Annotated in this window: 11 protein-coding genes; 5 read left to right on the top strand and 6 right to left on the bottom strand. The window is 72.3% G+C overall.

Annotation, left to right across the window (positions count from 1 at the left end):
- Positions 1-95 precede the first annotated feature (95 nt).
- Positions 96-2,348, top strand: a complete 2,253-nt coding sequence (gene glgX / locus ACIBL4_RS28175; RefSeq protein ID WP_399414614.1) for a glycogen debranching protein GlgX — start codon at positions 96-98, stop codon at positions 2,346-2,348.
- 77 nt (positions 2,349-2,425) lie between these two features.
- Here the strand turns inward: glgX and ACIBL4_RS28170 are convergent, their stop codons facing one another.
- Positions 2,426-3,109, bottom strand: coding sequence for a TetR/AcrR family transcriptional regulator (locus ACIBL4_RS28170; protein WP_399414613.1), 684 nt, complete (start codon positions 3,107-3,109; stop codon positions 2,426-2,428).
- Positions 3,110-3,211: 102 nt separating this feature from the next.
- The gene (locus ACIBL4_RS28165; RefSeq protein ID WP_399414612.1) at positions 3,212-7,114 is read right to left on the bottom strand and encodes a type I polyketide synthase; all 3,903 of its coding nucleotides are present in this window, start codon (positions 7,112-7,114) and stop codon (positions 3,212-3,214) included.
- Positions 7,115-7,372: 258 nt separating this feature from the next.
- Here ACIBL4_RS28165 and ACIBL4_RS28160 point away from each other — a divergent pair, with 258 nt between their 5' ends.
- Positions 7,373-8,191: a BTAD domain-containing putative transcriptional regulator gene (locus ACIBL4_RS28160; protein WP_399414611.1), complete on the top strand. Its 819-nt coding sequence runs from the start codon at positions 7,373-7,375 to the stop codon at positions 8,189-8,191.
- 6 nt (positions 8,192-8,197) lie between these two features.
- Here ACIBL4_RS28160 and ACIBL4_RS28155 read toward each other — a convergent pair whose 3' ends face one another.
- The 4 genes from ACIBL4_RS28155 to ACIBL4_RS28140 all read right to left on the bottom strand — a co-directional run bounded on the left by ACIBL4_RS28155 (position 8,198) and on the right by ACIBL4_RS28140 (position 11,632).
- Entirely contained in the window at positions 8,198-8,953 is a 756-nt protein-coding gene (locus ACIBL4_RS28155; protein ID WP_399414610.1) for a thioesterase II family protein, read from the bottom strand.
- A 114-nt stretch (positions 8,954-9,067) separates the two neighbouring features.
- Positions 9,068-10,300 (bottom strand): beta-ketoacyl-[acyl-carrier-protein] synthase family protein, encoded by a 1,233-nt coding sequence (locus ACIBL4_RS28150; RefSeq protein WP_399414609.1) that lies wholly within the window; start codon positions 10,298-10,300, stop codon positions 9,068-9,070.
- Positions 10,300-10,539: an acyl carrier protein gene (locus tag ACIBL4_RS28145; RefSeq protein WP_020272690.1), complete on the bottom strand. Its 240-nt coding sequence runs from the start codon at positions 10,537-10,539 to the stop codon at positions 10,300-10,302. Before ACIBL4_RS28145 ends, ACIBL4_RS28150 begins: the two co-directional genes overlap by 1 nt.
- A gap of 82 nt (positions 10,540-10,621) precedes the next feature.
- Positions 10,622-11,632 carry a beta-ketoacyl-ACP synthase III gene (locus ACIBL4_RS28140; RefSeq protein WP_399414608.1) on the bottom strand — a complete coding sequence of 337 codons (1,011 nt, stop codon included), beginning with the start codon at positions 11,630-11,632 and terminating at the stop codon, positions 10,622-10,624.
- 379 nt (positions 11,633-12,011) lie between these two features.
- Between ACIBL4_RS28140 and ACIBL4_RS28135 the strand changes: the two genes are divergently transcribed.
- The 3 genes from ACIBL4_RS28135 (at position 12,012) to ACIBL4_RS28125 (ending at position 14,614) form a co-directional block, all read left to right on the top strand.
- Complete coding sequence (locus tag ACIBL4_RS28135; protein WP_399414607.1) at positions 12,012-13,004, top strand: aldo/keto reductase; 993 nt, start codon at positions 12,012-12,014, stop codon at positions 13,002-13,004.
- Positions 13,005-13,080: 76 nt separating this feature from the next.
- Positions 13,081-13,779 carry an HAD family phosphatase gene (locus tag ACIBL4_RS28130; protein WP_399414606.1) on the top strand — a complete coding sequence of 233 codons (699 nt, stop codon included), beginning with the start codon at positions 13,081-13,083 and terminating at the stop codon, positions 13,777-13,779.
- Between the two features lie 127 nt (positions 13,780-13,906).
- On the top strand, positions 13,907-14,614 hold the full coding sequence (locus ACIBL4_RS28125) for an HAD family hydrolase (protein ID WP_399414605.1): 708 nt from the start codon (positions 13,907-13,909) through the stop codon (positions 14,612-14,614).
- The last annotated feature ends 96 nt before the right edge of the window (positions 14,615-14,710 follow it).

Below are 14,710 nucleotides of genomic sequence, written 5' to 3'. Positions count from 1 at the left end.
GGGGAGGACGACGCGCAGGGGAGCCGCGACCCGGGCAGCAGCAGAGCCGCACCCCTCTGTCCCCCGTCGTCCCACGAGCCGCGGGAGGCTGACAGGTGTCCAGCGCAGCCGAGCAGGAGGCGGTGGCCGGTCATCAGGCCACCGGGAACGGGCGCCAGGCCGCCGCCGTGAACGGCGCGCGGCGGGCCGCGCCACCGCCCGCGGTGCCCGCCCGGCCGGGCGCGCCGACGCCGCTGGGCGCCCGGTTCCGGGTCGGCCCGGACGGGGTCGCGGGGACCAACTTCGCCCTGTGGGCGGGCGGGGCCGAAGGGGTCGAGCTGTGCCTCTTCGACGACCGGGGCAAGGAGTCGCGGGCCCGGCTCGCCGAGCTGACCCACGAGATCTGGCACGGCTTCGTCCCGGGCGTGCTGCCCGGGCAGCGCTACGGGTACCGGGTGCACGGCCGCTGGGACCCCTGGACCGGCGCCCGCTGGAACCCGGCGAAACTGCTCCTCGACCCGTACGCCCGTGCCGTGGACGGGGACTTCTGCCTGCCGCCGGAGGTCTACGGGCACGTGCGCGACTGGCCGCAGCAGCACGTCGCCGACACCGTGCGCGACGACCGCGACTCGGCGCCGTACGTCCCCAAGGGCGTCGTCGTCCACGATGACGACGACTGGGCGGACGACCGCCGCCCGAAGACGCCCTGGGCGGACTCGGTGATCTACGAGCTGCACGTCAAGGGCTTCACGCAGCTGCACCCGGGCATCCCCGAGGAGCTGCGCGGCACGTACGCCGGCCTCGCGCACCCGGCGGCGATCGAGCACCTGGTGACACTGGGCGTGACGGCGGTGGAGCTGCTGCCGGTGCACCAGTTCGCGCACGAGGACCATCTGCTGCGCAGAGGCCTGCGCAACTACTGGGGCTACAACTCCATCGGCTACTTCGCGCCGCACGCGGCCTACGCGGCCTCCGGGACGACCGGCCAGCAGGTCGGCGAGTTCAAGCGCATGGTGCGCGCTCTGCACGCGGCCGGGATCGAGGTCATCCTCGACGTGGTCTACAACCACACGGCGGAGGCGGGCGAGCTTGGGCCGACGCTGTCGCTGAAGGGCATCGACAACCGCGGCTACTACCGCCTCCAGGACGACCCCCGCCGCTACGCCGACTACACCGGCTGCGGCAACACCCTGCACGTGGTCCAGCCGCACGTGCTGCGGCTCATCACGGACTCCCTGCGGTACTGGGTGACGGAGATGGGCGTGGACGGCTTCCGGTTCGACCTGGCGGCGGCGCTGGCCCGCTCCATGCACGACGTCGACATGCTCTCCCCCTTCCTGGCGGTCATCGCCCAGGACCCGGTGCTGCGCCGGGTGAAGCTGATCGCCGAGCCGTGGGACGTGGGGTCGGGCGGCTACCAGGTGGGGGCGTTCCCGCCGCTGTGGACGGAGTGGAACGACCGGTACCGCAACGCCGTACGGGACTTCTGGCGGCACGCGCTGCCGGACGTACGGGAGATGGGCTACCGCCTGTCCGGCTCCAGCGACCTGTACGCCTGGGGCGGGCGCAGGCCGTACGCGTCCGTCAACTTCATCACCGCGCACGACGGTTTCACGCTGCGCGACCTCGTGAGTTACGAGCGCAAGCACAACGAGGCCAACGGCGAGGGCAACCGGGACGGCACGGACGACAACCGGGCCTGGAACTGCGGCGCCGAGGGCGAGACGGACGACGAGGGCGTCACCGCGCTCAGGCGGCGGCAGCTGAGGAACCTGCTGACCACGCTGCTGCTGTCGACCGGTGTGCCGATGCTGGTCGCGGGCGACGAGCTGGGCCGCACGCAGGGCGGCAACAACAACGCGTACTGCCAGGACAACGAGATCGGCTGGGTGGACTGGGGTCTGCTGCGGGACCCGGGCTGGAAGGCGCTGTCCGCGCTGACCGCCCGGCTGATCGAGCTGCGCCACCGGCACCCGGTGCTCCGGCGCCGGGCGTTCTTCTCGGGCCGGGCGCAGACCGCGGACGGCCTGCGCGACCTGGCCTGGTTCACGTCCCGGGGCACCGAGATGACGGAGCAGGACTGGTACGCGCCCGCCGCCACGCTGGGCATGTATCTGTCCGGCCGGGACATCCCGGGCCGGGACGAGCACGGCGACCAGATCCTCGACGACAGCTTCCTCGCCGTCCTGCACGCGGGCGAGGAGCCGGTGAACTTCGTGCTGCCGGGGCCGCCCTGGGCGGAGCGGTACGAGGTCGTCGTCGACACGAGTCTGGAGGAGCAGGCGGAGGCGCCGGGGGTGGAGCACCCGGCGGGGACGGAGATCACGGTGCCGGCTCGGGCGGTGCTGCTGCTGCGGGTGGCGGGCTGAGGCATCGTTTCGCCGGACCGGCGGCAGCGGCCCGCCGACCTGGCGGTCGGCGGGCCGGTCCGCGCCCTGGCCGGCTGCTACGCCTGCGACGCCGGTGCGAGCGGGGTCGCGGCGGGGGTCGACGACGCCGGAGTGCCGCGCCCGTGCTGGGAGTACGACAGGACGCCCGTGAGGACGATCCTGAGGACCTCGCGCAGTTCGATGTGGAGCGGTACGCGCCCGCCCGGGTTCTGCGACCAGCGGTAGAGCAGGCCCAGGTACGAATCACGGAGGATGTTGCCGACCCGCATCGGATCGATGTCGAAGGCGACCTCACCGCGCCGGCGCCCGGCTTCGATGATGTCGGCGAAGACCTGGCCCGCGTAGGGCTCTTCGAGGAGGGGCCGGCCGGCCTTCACCCAGGCCTGGAGCATGGCGGCGGTGATCTCCCGCTCGGACTCGTTGAACTCCGCCAGTGCCGCCATGCACCTCTCCAGGTGCACCGTCACATCGTCGTTGCGGGACTTCATCGACTCTTCCATGCACAGCTCCAGGCGCCGCTTGCGGGCCTCGGCCCAGGCGGTCACCAGGTCTTCCTTGCGCTGGAAGTAGTTGAAGAAGGTGCCCCGGGCCACGTCGGCGTGCTCGGCGATCTGGTCGATCGTGGTGCGGTCGTACCCCTGCTCCGCGAAGAGGGTCAGGGCGGAGGTGTAGATGCGGTCCCGAACCCGCTGCTTGCTGCGCTCTCTGCGCCCGAGGGGGCGGGCAGGTTCAGAGGCCATGTTTCCTCGCCTTCTCACGTCGTTGTGCGGGCTCCCCCGGCCGTGAAAAAATTATACCATGGTACATCTATGAGTCATGGTCTTCGTTTTCCTGAGGTGACGTCAGGGCCGGGACGCCACGGAAGCGGCGATCACGCCTATGGGTTCGCGGCCCAGCAGCCGTGTGGCGGGTATGTCGACACCCGCCGTCCGGTGCAGGCGCACCCTGAGTTCGGTCGCCAGCAGGGAATCCAGTCCCAGGGTCCGCAGCGGTCTGCGCGGGTCGAGCCGGGTCGCCGAGAGGCCGAGCACGGTGGCGGCCTGCTTCAGGACGTCATCGGATGTGGGGGCGCGTCCGGGGATCGTGGTCGCGGGAGCCGGCCCCGGGGCTTCCGCGGCGAGCGTCGCGGGAGGCGGCACCTGGCCTGCCGCGGTGAGCGCCCCGCGGGCGGGGCCCGCCGCTCGGCGACGCAGCCGTATGTCACGGAACTCCGCGATCACACGGCCGTCCTCGGCCGTCAGCCACACGTCGCAGCGCGCGTCGTCCGTACCGTCCGAGGGCGTGAAGCGGGCCACGCACCAGTGGTCCCGGCCGACTCCCGCCGCGTCCCGGACCAGGACGCGGCCGAAGGACACCGGCAGGTAGCCGTCCGGTCTCCCCCCTGCCCTCGTGGCGTGCGGCCACGTGGCGAGCATCGTCAGGAGCCCGGCTTCGAGCCCGGCCGCCGTTCCCGCGCCCGGCGAGCGGCGCATGCGAGCCACCGATTCGCCGTCGGAGCACCACAGTTGCGCCACGGTGCACAGCGCCGCGTCGACGGTGTAGCCGCGGCCCTGGACACGGCGGTAGAACTCCGCCGCCGGCACGTACGCCGTGCACCGGGTCAGGCCGGCGTCCAGCAGCTCCCGGCCGTACCGCTCGGCCGTCACACCGCGGCCTGCGGTGTCCTCTCCGCCGGACAAGGAGCCCGCGTCGGCGGCAGGGCCGGCCGTGCGGAACCTGCCGGCCATGCACAGCTCACCGTCCCGAGTGCCGTCCGGTGTGCGCAGCGCGGTGACGGTGAACAGGAAACAGCCCTGCTCCGCGGCGGGTGTCAGGCACACGCGCACCGCGGCGTCGCGCGCGCGTGCCAGCTCCCAGGGCCGGTCGCCGAACTCGATGTCCTCCAGCACGCCTTCACCGCGCCGCCCGAAGTCGTCCGCCGCCCGCAGGACGGCCTCGACGTAGAGCACCGGCGGCACGACGGCCGCGCCGTCGCCGGTGCGGACGCCCTGCCCCAGGTCGGCCAGGCCCAACTCGCGCAGTTCGACCTCTCGTATGTGTTCGCCCGGCGCGGTGGGCGCCGCGGCGGGGGCCGGCTCCTTCCTGAACTGTTCCTGGTCCCAGGCGTACGTCGGCAGCGGCACGCGGGGCGCGGCCTCCTGGAAGTAGCGGTTCCAGTCGATGCGTGCGCCGTGGGAGAAGAGCTGCCCGAGCGCCCGGGTGAGGTTCTCGCCATCGTCCTGGTGGCGCTTGAGGGTGGCGACGGCGGCCGGTGCGGCGCCCTGCTCGTCGAGGACCGCCGTGACGGACTGGACGAGCAGCGGATGCGGGCTGATCTCCAGGAACACCGTCTCCTCCTTGGCGGCTGTGCGCACGGCCTCGACGAAGCGCACCCGCTCGCGGAGGTTGTCCACCCAGTAGGCGGCGTCCAGTTCGGGTCCGTCGACCGGCTCGCAGCGGGTCGTGGAGAACATCGCCGTGCGGGCGGGCAGTGGCGTGAGGTGGGCGAGGGCGCCGGCCAGGTCGTCCCGCAGCTCCGCCATGTACGGGGAGTGGGACGCCACGTTGACCTTGACGGGCCGGCAGGGCACCCCGGCGGCCTGGAGGCGTTCGGCGATGAGGTGCAGTGCGCGCGCGTCCCCGGCGAGGACGGTGCTTCCGGGGGCGTTCTCCGCGGCGACGCACACCGCGTCGCCGTAGGGCGCCGCCGCGTCCGCAGCGGCCGACGCGGCGAGTTCGACGGCGAGCATCGCGCCGCGCCCCGCCTGGCTCTGCATCAGGGAGCTGCGCCGGCAGATGACCGAGGCGGCGTCCTTCAGCGACAGCGCGCCGCAGACCTGGGCGGCGGCCACCTCGCCCATGCTGTGTCCGACGCACAGGTCGGGTTCGACTCCCTTGGCGCGCAGGAGCGCGGCCAGTGACACCTGCACGGCCCACAGCAGGGGTTGCACCACCGCGACGTCGTCGGGGAGTTCCCGCGGCGGTGCGTCCTCGCCGTCGCCGGTCAGCAGGCCGATGACCGACCAGCCCAGCTCCTCCCGGACGGCCACGTCGCACTCCGTCAGGGTGCGGCGGAACACCGCTTCACCGGCCAGCAGGCGGCGGCCCATGCCGAGCCACTGCGAGCCCTGCCCGGGGAAGACGAACGCGGTCCGGCGGTCGCCCGTGAATCCGGCGTCGGCCGTCCCTCCGTCCGGGGTCTCCTCGCCCTCGGCCAGGGCGCGCAGGGCGGTGGCGAGTTCGTCGTGGGTGCGGCCGACGGCCCACAGGCGGTGCGGGTGGGCGTCACGTCGCGTGGCGGCGGTGTGGCAGATCTCGCGCAGGGGGAAGGCGCGCCCCTCGTCGCCGTCCAGGAAGTGGGCGTAGCGCGCGGCGAGCCGGCTCAGGGCGGCCGGGGTGCGGGCGCTGAGCAGCAGCAGTTGTGGCTCTTCGGGAGTGTCCGAGGCGCGGTGCGGGAGCCGGCCTGTGCGCGGCTCGGGCACGTACTCGCCGACGATCACGTGCGCGTTGGTGCCGGAGAGGCCGAAGGAGCTGACACCCATGAGTGCGGCCCGATCGACGGGCACGAGCGGGGTGTTGCGCGTGACGACGGCGAGGGCGGCGGCGTCCCCGGCCAGGACGGGGTGCGGCGTGCGCAGGTGCAGGGACGCGGGGATGGTGCGGTGCCGGGCGATGAGCACCGTCTTGATCAGGCCCGCGATCCCGGCGGCGGCTTCGGCGTGGCCGATGTTGGTCTTGACGGAACCGATGGGCAGCGGGCGGGACCGCGACCGCCCTTCGGCGCCCACGGCCTCTGCCAGCGCGCGCAGTTCGACGTCGTCCCCGACGGGGGTGCCGGTGCCGTGGGCCTCCACGTAGTCCAGCCGGTCCGGGGTGATGCCGGCGCTGCGGCAGGCGGAGCGGATCATCTCGGTCTGTCCGGACACGGCGGGCTGAAGCAGTGTTCCGCTGCCCTGGCCGTCGTTGGTGACGGCACTTCCCCGCAGTACCGCGAGCACCTGGTCGCCGTCGCGCAGGGCGTCGGGCAGCCGCTTGAGCAATACGGCCCCCACGCCTTCGCTGCGGACGAAGCCGTCGCCGGAGGCGTCGGCGAACTTGCAGCGTCCGTCGGGGGCGAGCATGCCGCCCTGGGAGTAGGTGATGGCGTCGGACGGCGAGAGCACGGCGTTGACTCCGGCGGCGACGGCCAGGTCGCTCTCCCCGGTCAGCAGACTCTGCCGGGCCAGGTGCACGGCCACCAGGGACGAGGAGCAGGCGGTGTCGACCATCAGGCTGGGCCCCCGCAGGTCGAGGGCGAAGGAGAGGCGCCCGGCGGTCATCGTCCGCAGCCGGCTGCCCGCCATCCCGTGCACGTCCTGATGCCCGTCGGGCTCCGCCAGGTCCGCGTACTCGGCGGTCGCCTGACCCACGAAGACGCCGGTGCGGCTGCCCGCCAGCGAGGACGGGAGGATGTGCGCCTCCTCCAGTGCTTCCCACACGACCTGGAGGAGGACCCGCTGCTGAGGGTCCATGGCCAGCGCCTCGCGCGGGGCGATTCCGAAGAAGGCGGCGTCGAAGCCGTACAGGTCGTCGATGAACCCGCCGTGCCGCGAGACGGTCGTGCCCGGTTCACCCGGCCGCGCCGAGTGGTACCGCCGCACGTCGAACCGCTCCTCCGGCACGGGTGTGACGGCGTCGGTGCTGCGCTCGAGCAGGTGCCAGAACTCCCGCACCCCGGGCGCGCCCGGAAATCTGCATCCCATCCCGACGATCGCGATGTCAGGCATGCCGCCTTGCTGCACGAAGCCCCCCTCGGTTCTGCGGTATCAGGTCCAAAAGTAAACCAGAGACCAAGTTTGACTTCCAGTTGACCCAATGAACGTCAGGAGAAGACTGCGTCACGGTCGGATTTCCCCCCGCTTCGCAAGGTGGACGACCTGCCGTTTCCTTGTATAGGGCGGTGAATCCGAGAACGACATCGGTCAAAACATGGGCTACAGTCCATTGATACACCGCTACACAGGTTGCCTGAGCGAGGAGGACGGATGATCGCCAGAGTGCTGGGCCCCCTGCGCGTGACCATGAACGGCGTGTCGGTGGTCCCCACGGCGCTGAAGGCCAGAAAGCTCCTCGCCGTGCTCATCCTGAACCGCGGCCGTGTGGTGCAGCGGGCCGCCATCGAGCGTGAACTGTGGGGCCTCGACGTGCCCATGAGCGCCTCGACGGGCATCCAGAACTGCGTCATGCAGATCCGCAAGAGCATCGGCCACGCCCTCGCCGGCGGCCCCTCGGACCGTCTCCCCAAGGAGACGCTGATCACCGAGGCCACCGGTTACCGGCTCGAAGTCCCCGGCGAGCAGTTCGACATCGTCGGCTACCACCGGCTCGTGTCGGCGGCCGGCGAGGCGGAGGCCAGGGGGGACCTGTCGCAGGCGTCGGCGCAGCTGAACAACGCGCTGAAGCTGTGGCGTGACGCGCCCCTGGCCGATGTGCCGGCCGGGCCCGTACTGCACCCGCACGTGCTGCGGCTGGAGGAGGACCGCAAGGCGGTGCTGAGCCAGCGCGTCGGCCTGGACCTGCGGCTGCGCCGTTACGCCGAGGTCATCGGCGAACTGCACGCCCTCGTGGCGCTCAATCCCTACGACGAGGTGCTGCACGAGTACCTGATGCTGGCGCTGTACCTCTCCGGGCGCCGCAATGACGCGCTGGCGGCCTACCAGGGCGTTCGCACCGCGCTGACCGACGGGATCGGCCTGGAGCCCTCGCACCGGCTGCGTCGCCTCCAGCAGCAGATCCTGAACTGCGACGACGCGCTGGAGAACACCTTCCTGGACGACCGCTCCCCCCATCTCGTCGGGGCGTAGCACCCGTCAGGGGACAAGGGCCCCCGTGCGGGCGGCCGTCAGGGACGCGAGGAGCTCTTCGAGCAGGACGCCCTGACCGTACGGGGTGAAGGGGAAGAAGTGCCCGCCCCGGGCGAGCCGGCAGCGGAACGGGCCCGATGTGAAGCGGGCCCACAGAGGCAGCACGCCCGGCGGGACGAGCGGATCGTCCGTACCGGCCAGTGCCGTCACCGGCACGGTGAGCCGCAGCGGCTCCACCGCGTACAGCGCGTCCCGCGCCAGCGCGAGGTCATGGGCCAGGATCCGCCGCGCGGGGCTGAGCGACGGGTCGTGCAGGGCGTCGGCGGGCAGGCGGTGGGAGGCGAGGATCTCGGCCAGTTCTGCGGCGGAGCCCTGTTGTTGCGGGCGTGGGCGGCTTCCCGCGCCCGGTTGCGAACAGCTCACGACCAGGCCGTCGCAGTGCGCGCCGGTGTCGGCGACGGCGAGCGCCAGCAGCCCTCCCAGACTGTGCCCGTAGAAGACGGTCGGGGCGGGGTCGAGAGCGCTCAGCTCCCGGCGGATGCCCGGCACAGCGGCCGTCGGCGTCGTCCCCGGTGCGAGGCTGGCGCGCCGCTCCCGCCCGGGCAGGGTGACGCCCACGACCTCCACCGTCTCCGGCAGACCGGCCAGCACGCTCGCGTAGCGCTGCGCGCCGGCGCCCGCGTGGGGGAAGACGACGACGCGGCTGCCGCGGTCTGCGGAGGGCCGCAGCACGTGCGTCCAGTCCTCGGAGTGCGAAGCCATGCTCAATTCCTTGGTGGGTCGGGGCCATGGGAGCGCCGTACACAGGGCGTGTGCGGCGCCCGCGCCGGGCGGGGAGCACGCTCCCCGCCCGGCGCGGACCTCTCGGCGTCGGACTCAGGCCGACGTGATGACGAGCGCGGCGTTGTGACCGCCGAACCCCAGCGACGTGCTGACGGCGACGTCGACCGGGGTGACGCGCGGTTCGCCGCTGACCAGATCCAAGTCGATGGCGGGATCCGGGTTCTTCAGGTTCGCCGTCGGCGGCACCGTGCCGTGCTGCACGGCCAGCACCGTGTACGCCGCCTCGATGGCGCCCGCGGCGGCCAGCGCGTGGCCGGTGACGCCCTTGGTCGACGTGACCAGGGGCGTGTCGCCCAGGACGCGGCGCAGCATCCTGCCCTCGACGAGGTCGTTCATCGCGGTGGCGGTGCCGTGCGCGTTGACGTGCCGGACCTCTGAGGGGCCGGCGCCCGCGTCCGCCAGGGCGGCGCGCAGGGCCCGCTCGATGCCCTCCCCGTCGGGGTGCGGGGCGGTGGCGTGGTGGGCGTCGGAGGAGGATCCGTAACCGCTGACGACGGCGCGGATCCTCGCCCCCCTTGCGCGGGCGTCCGCCTCCCGCTCCAGGACCAGCACGCCGGCCGCCTCGGCCGCCACGAACCCGTCCCGTTCCGCGTCGAACGGCTTCCCGGCGTGCTCGGGCGCCTCCCCCGACTTGGACAGGGCGCCCATCTTGCACAGCCCGGCCATCACCGTCGGGGTGAGCGCGGACTCACTGGCGCCCGCCAGCACGATGTCGCAGGCGCCGGAGCGCAGCAGGTCCCGGGCGGTGCCGATGGCGGTCGCCCCGGACGCGCACGCGGTGGCGGTGACCAGACCGGGTCCCCGGGCACCGACGTCGATCGCCACGTAGCCGGCGAGCATGTTCGGCATGTACTTCGTCACCAGCAGGGGCGAGACCTTGCCGGCGCCGCGCTCGCGCAGCGTGTCGTGCTGCTCCGCGAAGGTGGCGGCGCCGCCGAGCGAGTTGCCGAGCACCACCCCCACCCGCGTGCCGTCCCAGGCCGTGGCGTCCCATCCGGCGTCGGCGACGGCCATCCGGGAGGCCACGACGGCGAGTTGGACGAAGCGCTCCAGCTGCCAGCCGGCGAAGCCGCCCAGCAGTTCGCCGGCGTCGAAACCCGGTACCCGGCAGGAGAAGTCGACGGACAGCTCGGTGAGCGCGGGGTCGCGCGTGGCGCAGGAGCGTCCTGACAGCACCCGCTCCCAGTTCTCCTCCAGGCCGATTCCGGCCGGGGTCACCAGGCCCAGGCCGGTGACGGCCGTGCCGTGTGCGGGACCGTCCGCCATCAGACCGCCGCTCCCTTGGCCGACAGCAGCTGGACCAGGTCGTCCAGGGTGTGCTCCTCGGTGAGCTCGCCGTCGGCTATCTCGACCCCGAACTCCTTGTCGAGGACGAGGCCGAGCTCGATCAGGACCAGGGAGTCGAAGGACAGTTTGCCGAGCGTCACCTCGGACGCGATGATCTCCGGCTTGACCTTGAACTGGTCGGAGAGAAGGACCGAGACCCGCTCCGCGATCGCCTGCATGGTGTTTCTCCTTGTGGTGCGGTGAGTGATGAGGGGTGAGAGGTGAGAGGTGGGGGTGGCTGTGTTGCGGTGGGGGCCGGCGTCAGACCGCCGTGATGTCGGGCCATACGAGCGCCACCGACCCCCAGGTGAGTCCGCCGCCGAAACCGCCGAGCACGACGCGCTGGCCGGGGAGCAGTTCCCCGTCGGCGGACGCGTCGGCCAGGGCCAGCGGGATCGAGGCCGCGACGGTGTTGCCGACCCGCTCGATGTTGGCGGGGAACCGTTCGAGCGGTACGTCGATGCGCTCGGCGACCGCCGCCAGGATGCGCGCGTTGGCCTGGTGGAGGACGACCTTGTCGATGTCCTCGACCGCCCAGCCCGCGGCGTCGGCCGTCGTCGTCACGGAGGCCGCCATGTGGCGCACCGCCTCCGCGAACACCGGGCGGCCCTCCATGGTGAAGTAGGAGGCCTCCGGCGCGGCCGGCCGGCCGGTGGACCGCTGCCGTGAACCGCCGGCCGCCACCTGGATGAGGTCGCTCTGGCCGCCGTCGCTGCCGAGGTGGAGCCCCTGCAGGGCGCCCGGCTCCGTCGCCGCGCCGGCGCGCAGGTACACCGCTCCGGCGCCGTCCCCGAAAATCGCCCGGGTCGTGCGGTCGGCCGGGTTGAGGATGGTGGAGAAGGTGTCCGCCCCGATGACCAGGACGGAGCGGGCGAAGCCCGCCTGGACGAAACCGGCCGCCGCCCCCAGCGCGTAGACGAAGCCCGTGCACACGGCGGCGATGTCGAACGCGCCGACCCCGCCGAGCCCCAGCCGGTCGGCGACCTCGGGCGCGGTGGCCGGGCAGAGGCGGTCCGGGGTGCTGGTGGCGACCACGACGACATCGGCCCGCTCCTCGCCCGCGGACTTCAGGGCCCTGCGCCCGGCCTCGACGGCCAGGTCACCGGTCGATCCTCCCGGGTCGACGACGTGCCGCCGGCGGATCCCGGTCCGGCTGCTGATCCACTCGTCCGAGGTGTCCAGTTGGCGGGCGAGGTCGTCATTGGTGACCACGGTGGGCGGGACCCAGCTGCCCAGGCCGGCGACGACCGCCGCGCGGTCCGTGCCGGTCATCCGGCGTCTCCGTCACCGTGGGAGTCGTCCGGGGTGCTGCTGTCAGCCACAGCCGTTGTCGCTGTCGTAGCCGTCACTGCGTCGTTCCTCCTGGCTGCTGTCGTGGTGCACCGGTGTGCTGTGGCGCCGTCGGAGTTGTCAGCCTGGCAACGCGGGCTCCGCTTTCCCTCACGGGCGGCCCACGCAGCGGACATGTGGCGCTCACGTCGGCCGTGAGCGGCACATGAGTGGTGCGTAAGTACGCGCTGCCAGCCTGGAATGCGTCCGGCGGCGGGGCTTGCGCCGCGGTGCGGGCCACCGTTGCGCCGCAGTGCGGACGACCGCGCTCCGGACACCCCTTCACACGACCCCGCTCACGACCGCGCACGAGGAGAACTGAGTGCAGCAACGCAGGATTGGCACGAACGGCCCGGTGGTCTCCGCCATCGGTCTCGGCTGCATGGGGATGTCGGAGTTCTACGGTCCGACCGACGAGGCCCAGAGCCTGGCGACCCTCCAGGCGGCCCTGGACAGCGGGGTCACGCTGCTCGACACCGCCGACATGTACGGCAAGGGCCACAACGAGCAGCTGGTGGGCCGGGCCATCGCGGGCCGCCGCGACCAGGTGGTCCTCGCGACCAAGTTCGGCATCCGGCGCGACGACAGCGACCCGAGGCAGGGCCGGAACATCGACTCCAGCCCGGAGCACTGCCGGCGGGCCGTCGACGCCTCGCTGAAGCGCCTGGGCGTCGACCACATCGACCTCTACTACCTGCACCGCAAGAGCCCCGACATCCCCGTCGAGGAGACGGTCGGAGCCATGGCGGAGCTCGTGCGGGCCGGCAAGGTCGGGCACCTCGGGCTCTCCGAGGTGACCGCGCAGACCCTGCGCAGGGCGCACGCCGTCCACCCCATCGCGGCCCTGCAGACCGAGTACTCGCTGTGGACCCGCGAGGTGGAGGCCGAAGTCCTGCCTGTGGCCCGGGAGCTGGGCACGTCGCTCGTGGCGTACTCGCCGATCGGGCGGGGTTTCCTGACCGGTGCGATCAGCCGGCCCGAGGACCTGGACCCCACCGACTTCCGGCACTCGCACCCTCGCTTCCAGCAGGAGCACCTGGCACGCAACATCCGGATGGTCGAGCGGCTGCGCGAGCTCGCGGAGCTCTACGGGTGCAGCCCCGTACAGCTGGCCCTGGCCTGGCTGCTGGCCCAGGGCGACGACATCGTCCCCATCCCGGGCACGCGCCGGATCGGCTATCTGCGCGAGAACGTCGCCGCCGCGGAACTGCGGCTCACCGACGAGCAACTGGCCGCCGTGTCGGCCGCGGTGCCCCACGACGTCGTCTCCGGCGAGCGCTACGACCCGGCGGGCATGGCGACCGTCGGCCACTGACGCCCGTCACTCTTCGCTCTCTTCACCCCTCGCTCTTCACTCCGTTCACTCTTTCCACCAGGTAACGAGGAATTCCATGGCAGACAAGCTCACGCAGCTCAAGCTGGCCGCCGTCAACATCGACGGCGTCCTGCTGAACGACACCTTCAGCCCCGTCATCCACAACTTCATCGTCAGTCGTGGCGGCGAGTACACCGCCGACGTCGAGCGCAGCATCTTCTCCCAGCCGCAGCTGGTCGGCGGCCAGGGCATGGCGAACGCGGCACGCGTTCCGTGGACCGCCCAGGAGGCGATCGACGTCTACTTCAAGGAGCGGGAGGAGTACACCCGCGAGCACCCGGTCGAGCTGCTCGACGGCGCGATCGACCTGCTGCGCCGGCTGCGCGGGCTGGGGCTGAAGACGGTCAGCTACGGCGGCCTCGACAAGTCGCACTTCGACCACTTCCTGGGCGAGCACGGCGACCTCTTCGACGAGCCCGGCTACGTCTGCACCAACGACTTCCGCCCCGGCCTGCGCGAGATCACCACCGAGGTCTTCGGCCTGAAGTACGACGAGGTGCTGTTCATCGACGACGTGGCCCGGGTGGCGGAGGTCGCCAAGGCCCTCGACATCCCCTTCATCGGCCACCCCAGCTCCTTCGAGCACAGCTTCCAGCCCCAGCTGATGCGCGAGAGCGGCGCCCGGCACATCGTCGACTCGCTGCACTCCATCGACGAGGAGCTGCTGCGCACCCTCGACGCCGAGGCCGCAGCGCACTCCGTCTGGCGCGACTGAGCCCACGGCCGCCACGCGGCGCCGGACCGCCCTCCCCCGGCCGGTCCGGCGCCCGCGGGGCCCCTCCCCTTCCCCGCGCGGCCCCGGCCCTTCCGGCCGCGCCCCTCACACACCCAGGAGTTACGCCTTGGACCGCGCCGCTTCCCCGCAGACCGTGCTGCTGGACTTCGACGGAGTGCTGAGCCTGAACGCGTCGAGCCTGCTGCTGCTCGCCCTGCACGAAGGCATCAACCGCCACACCGAGTTGCCGATCGAGGCGACGGTCACGCAGTTCAAGGCCATCAGCACCTTTCCCCAACGCGAGAGCCTGCGCGTACTGTTCGCGGGCCTCGGTATCGAGCAGCACCTCAACGCCGAGATCGACGCGCTCAGGTCGCTGACCGCCGTCCGGGGCACGCCGCTGACCCTCGGCGAGGGCGTGGTGGCGTTCTGCGCGCAGCAGCGTGCGCGGGACGTGCGGTTGCGGGTCTTCTCCACGATGGACCGCACCACCGCGCGCCGCTCGCTGCTCGACGGGTTGTTCCGGCCCGAGGACTACGTGGCGCTCGACCACGCCTCCAAGGCCGATCCGGACACCTACGCGGCGTTGCTGGCGGCCGAGGGCGAGAGGGACCCGGGGAAGTGGCTGCTGGTGGACGACTCCCCGCTCGCCCTGCGCGCGGCCAAGATCGCGGGGCTGCGTACGGTGCTGATGCGCGGCGCGGTCTTCTCGGACGACGACGTGTCGGCGTTCGGGTCCTTCATCGACGCGCAGGTGACCTCGTTCGCGGAGCTCGGCTCTCTCCTCACCGCCGAGGACGACCGGCCGGCCGCGCTGCCGGCCTCCCGGCTCTGACCACGCACCCGACCCAGCCCAAGTTGCCCCAGGATTGTTAGGTTTCGATGTCCCAGTCACTTGCTGATTCCGAGCTGTCACCCCCCAGGGCCGTCC

Source organism: Streptomyces sp. NPDC050416 (genome assembly GCF_044458845.1).
Classification (GTDB): Bacteria; Actinomycetota; Actinomycetes; order Streptomycetales; family Streptomycetaceae; genus Streptomyces.
Note: the sequence above shows the minus strand (reverse complement) of the source record. Positions and strands in the feature narration are given on the sequence as shown.

What these genes read in the sequence shown, in the direction of transcription:
- ACIBL4_RS28165 (WP_399414612.1), bottom strand. Translation starts at nt 7,114, where the DNA reads ATGCCTGACATCGCGATCGTCGGGATGGGATGCAGATTTCCGGGCGCG.
- ACIBL4_RS28170 (WP_399414613.1), bottom strand. Translation starts at nt 3,109, where the DNA reads ATGGCCTCTGAACCTGCCCGCCCCCTCGGGCGCAGAGAGCGCAGCAAG.
- ACIBL4_RS28155 (WP_399414610.1), bottom strand. Translation starts at nt 8,953, where the DNA reads ATGGCTTCGCACTCCGAGGACTGGACGCACGTGCTGCGGCCCTCCGCA.
- ACIBL4_RS28130 (WP_399414606.1), top strand. Translation starts at nt 13,081, where the DNA reads ATGGCAGACAAGCTCACGCAGCTCAAGCTGGCCGCCGTCAACATCGAC.
- ACIBL4_RS28145 (WP_020272690.1), bottom strand. Translation starts at nt 10,539, where the DNA reads ATGCAGGCGATCGCGGAGCGGGTCTCGGTCCTTCTCTCCGACCAGTTC.
- ACIBL4_RS28160 (WP_399414611.1), top strand. Translation starts at nt 7,373, where the DNA reads ATGATCGCCAGAGTGCTGGGCCCCCTGCGCGTGACCATGAACGGCGTG.
- ACIBL4_RS28150 (WP_399414609.1), bottom strand. Translation starts at nt 10,300, where the DNA reads ATGGCGGACGGTCCCGCACACGGCACGGCCGTCACCGGCCTGGGCCTG.
- ACIBL4_RS28140 (WP_399414608.1), bottom strand. Translation starts at nt 11,632, where the DNA reads ATGACCGGCACGGACCGCGCGGCGGTCGTCGCCGGCCTGGGCAGCTGG.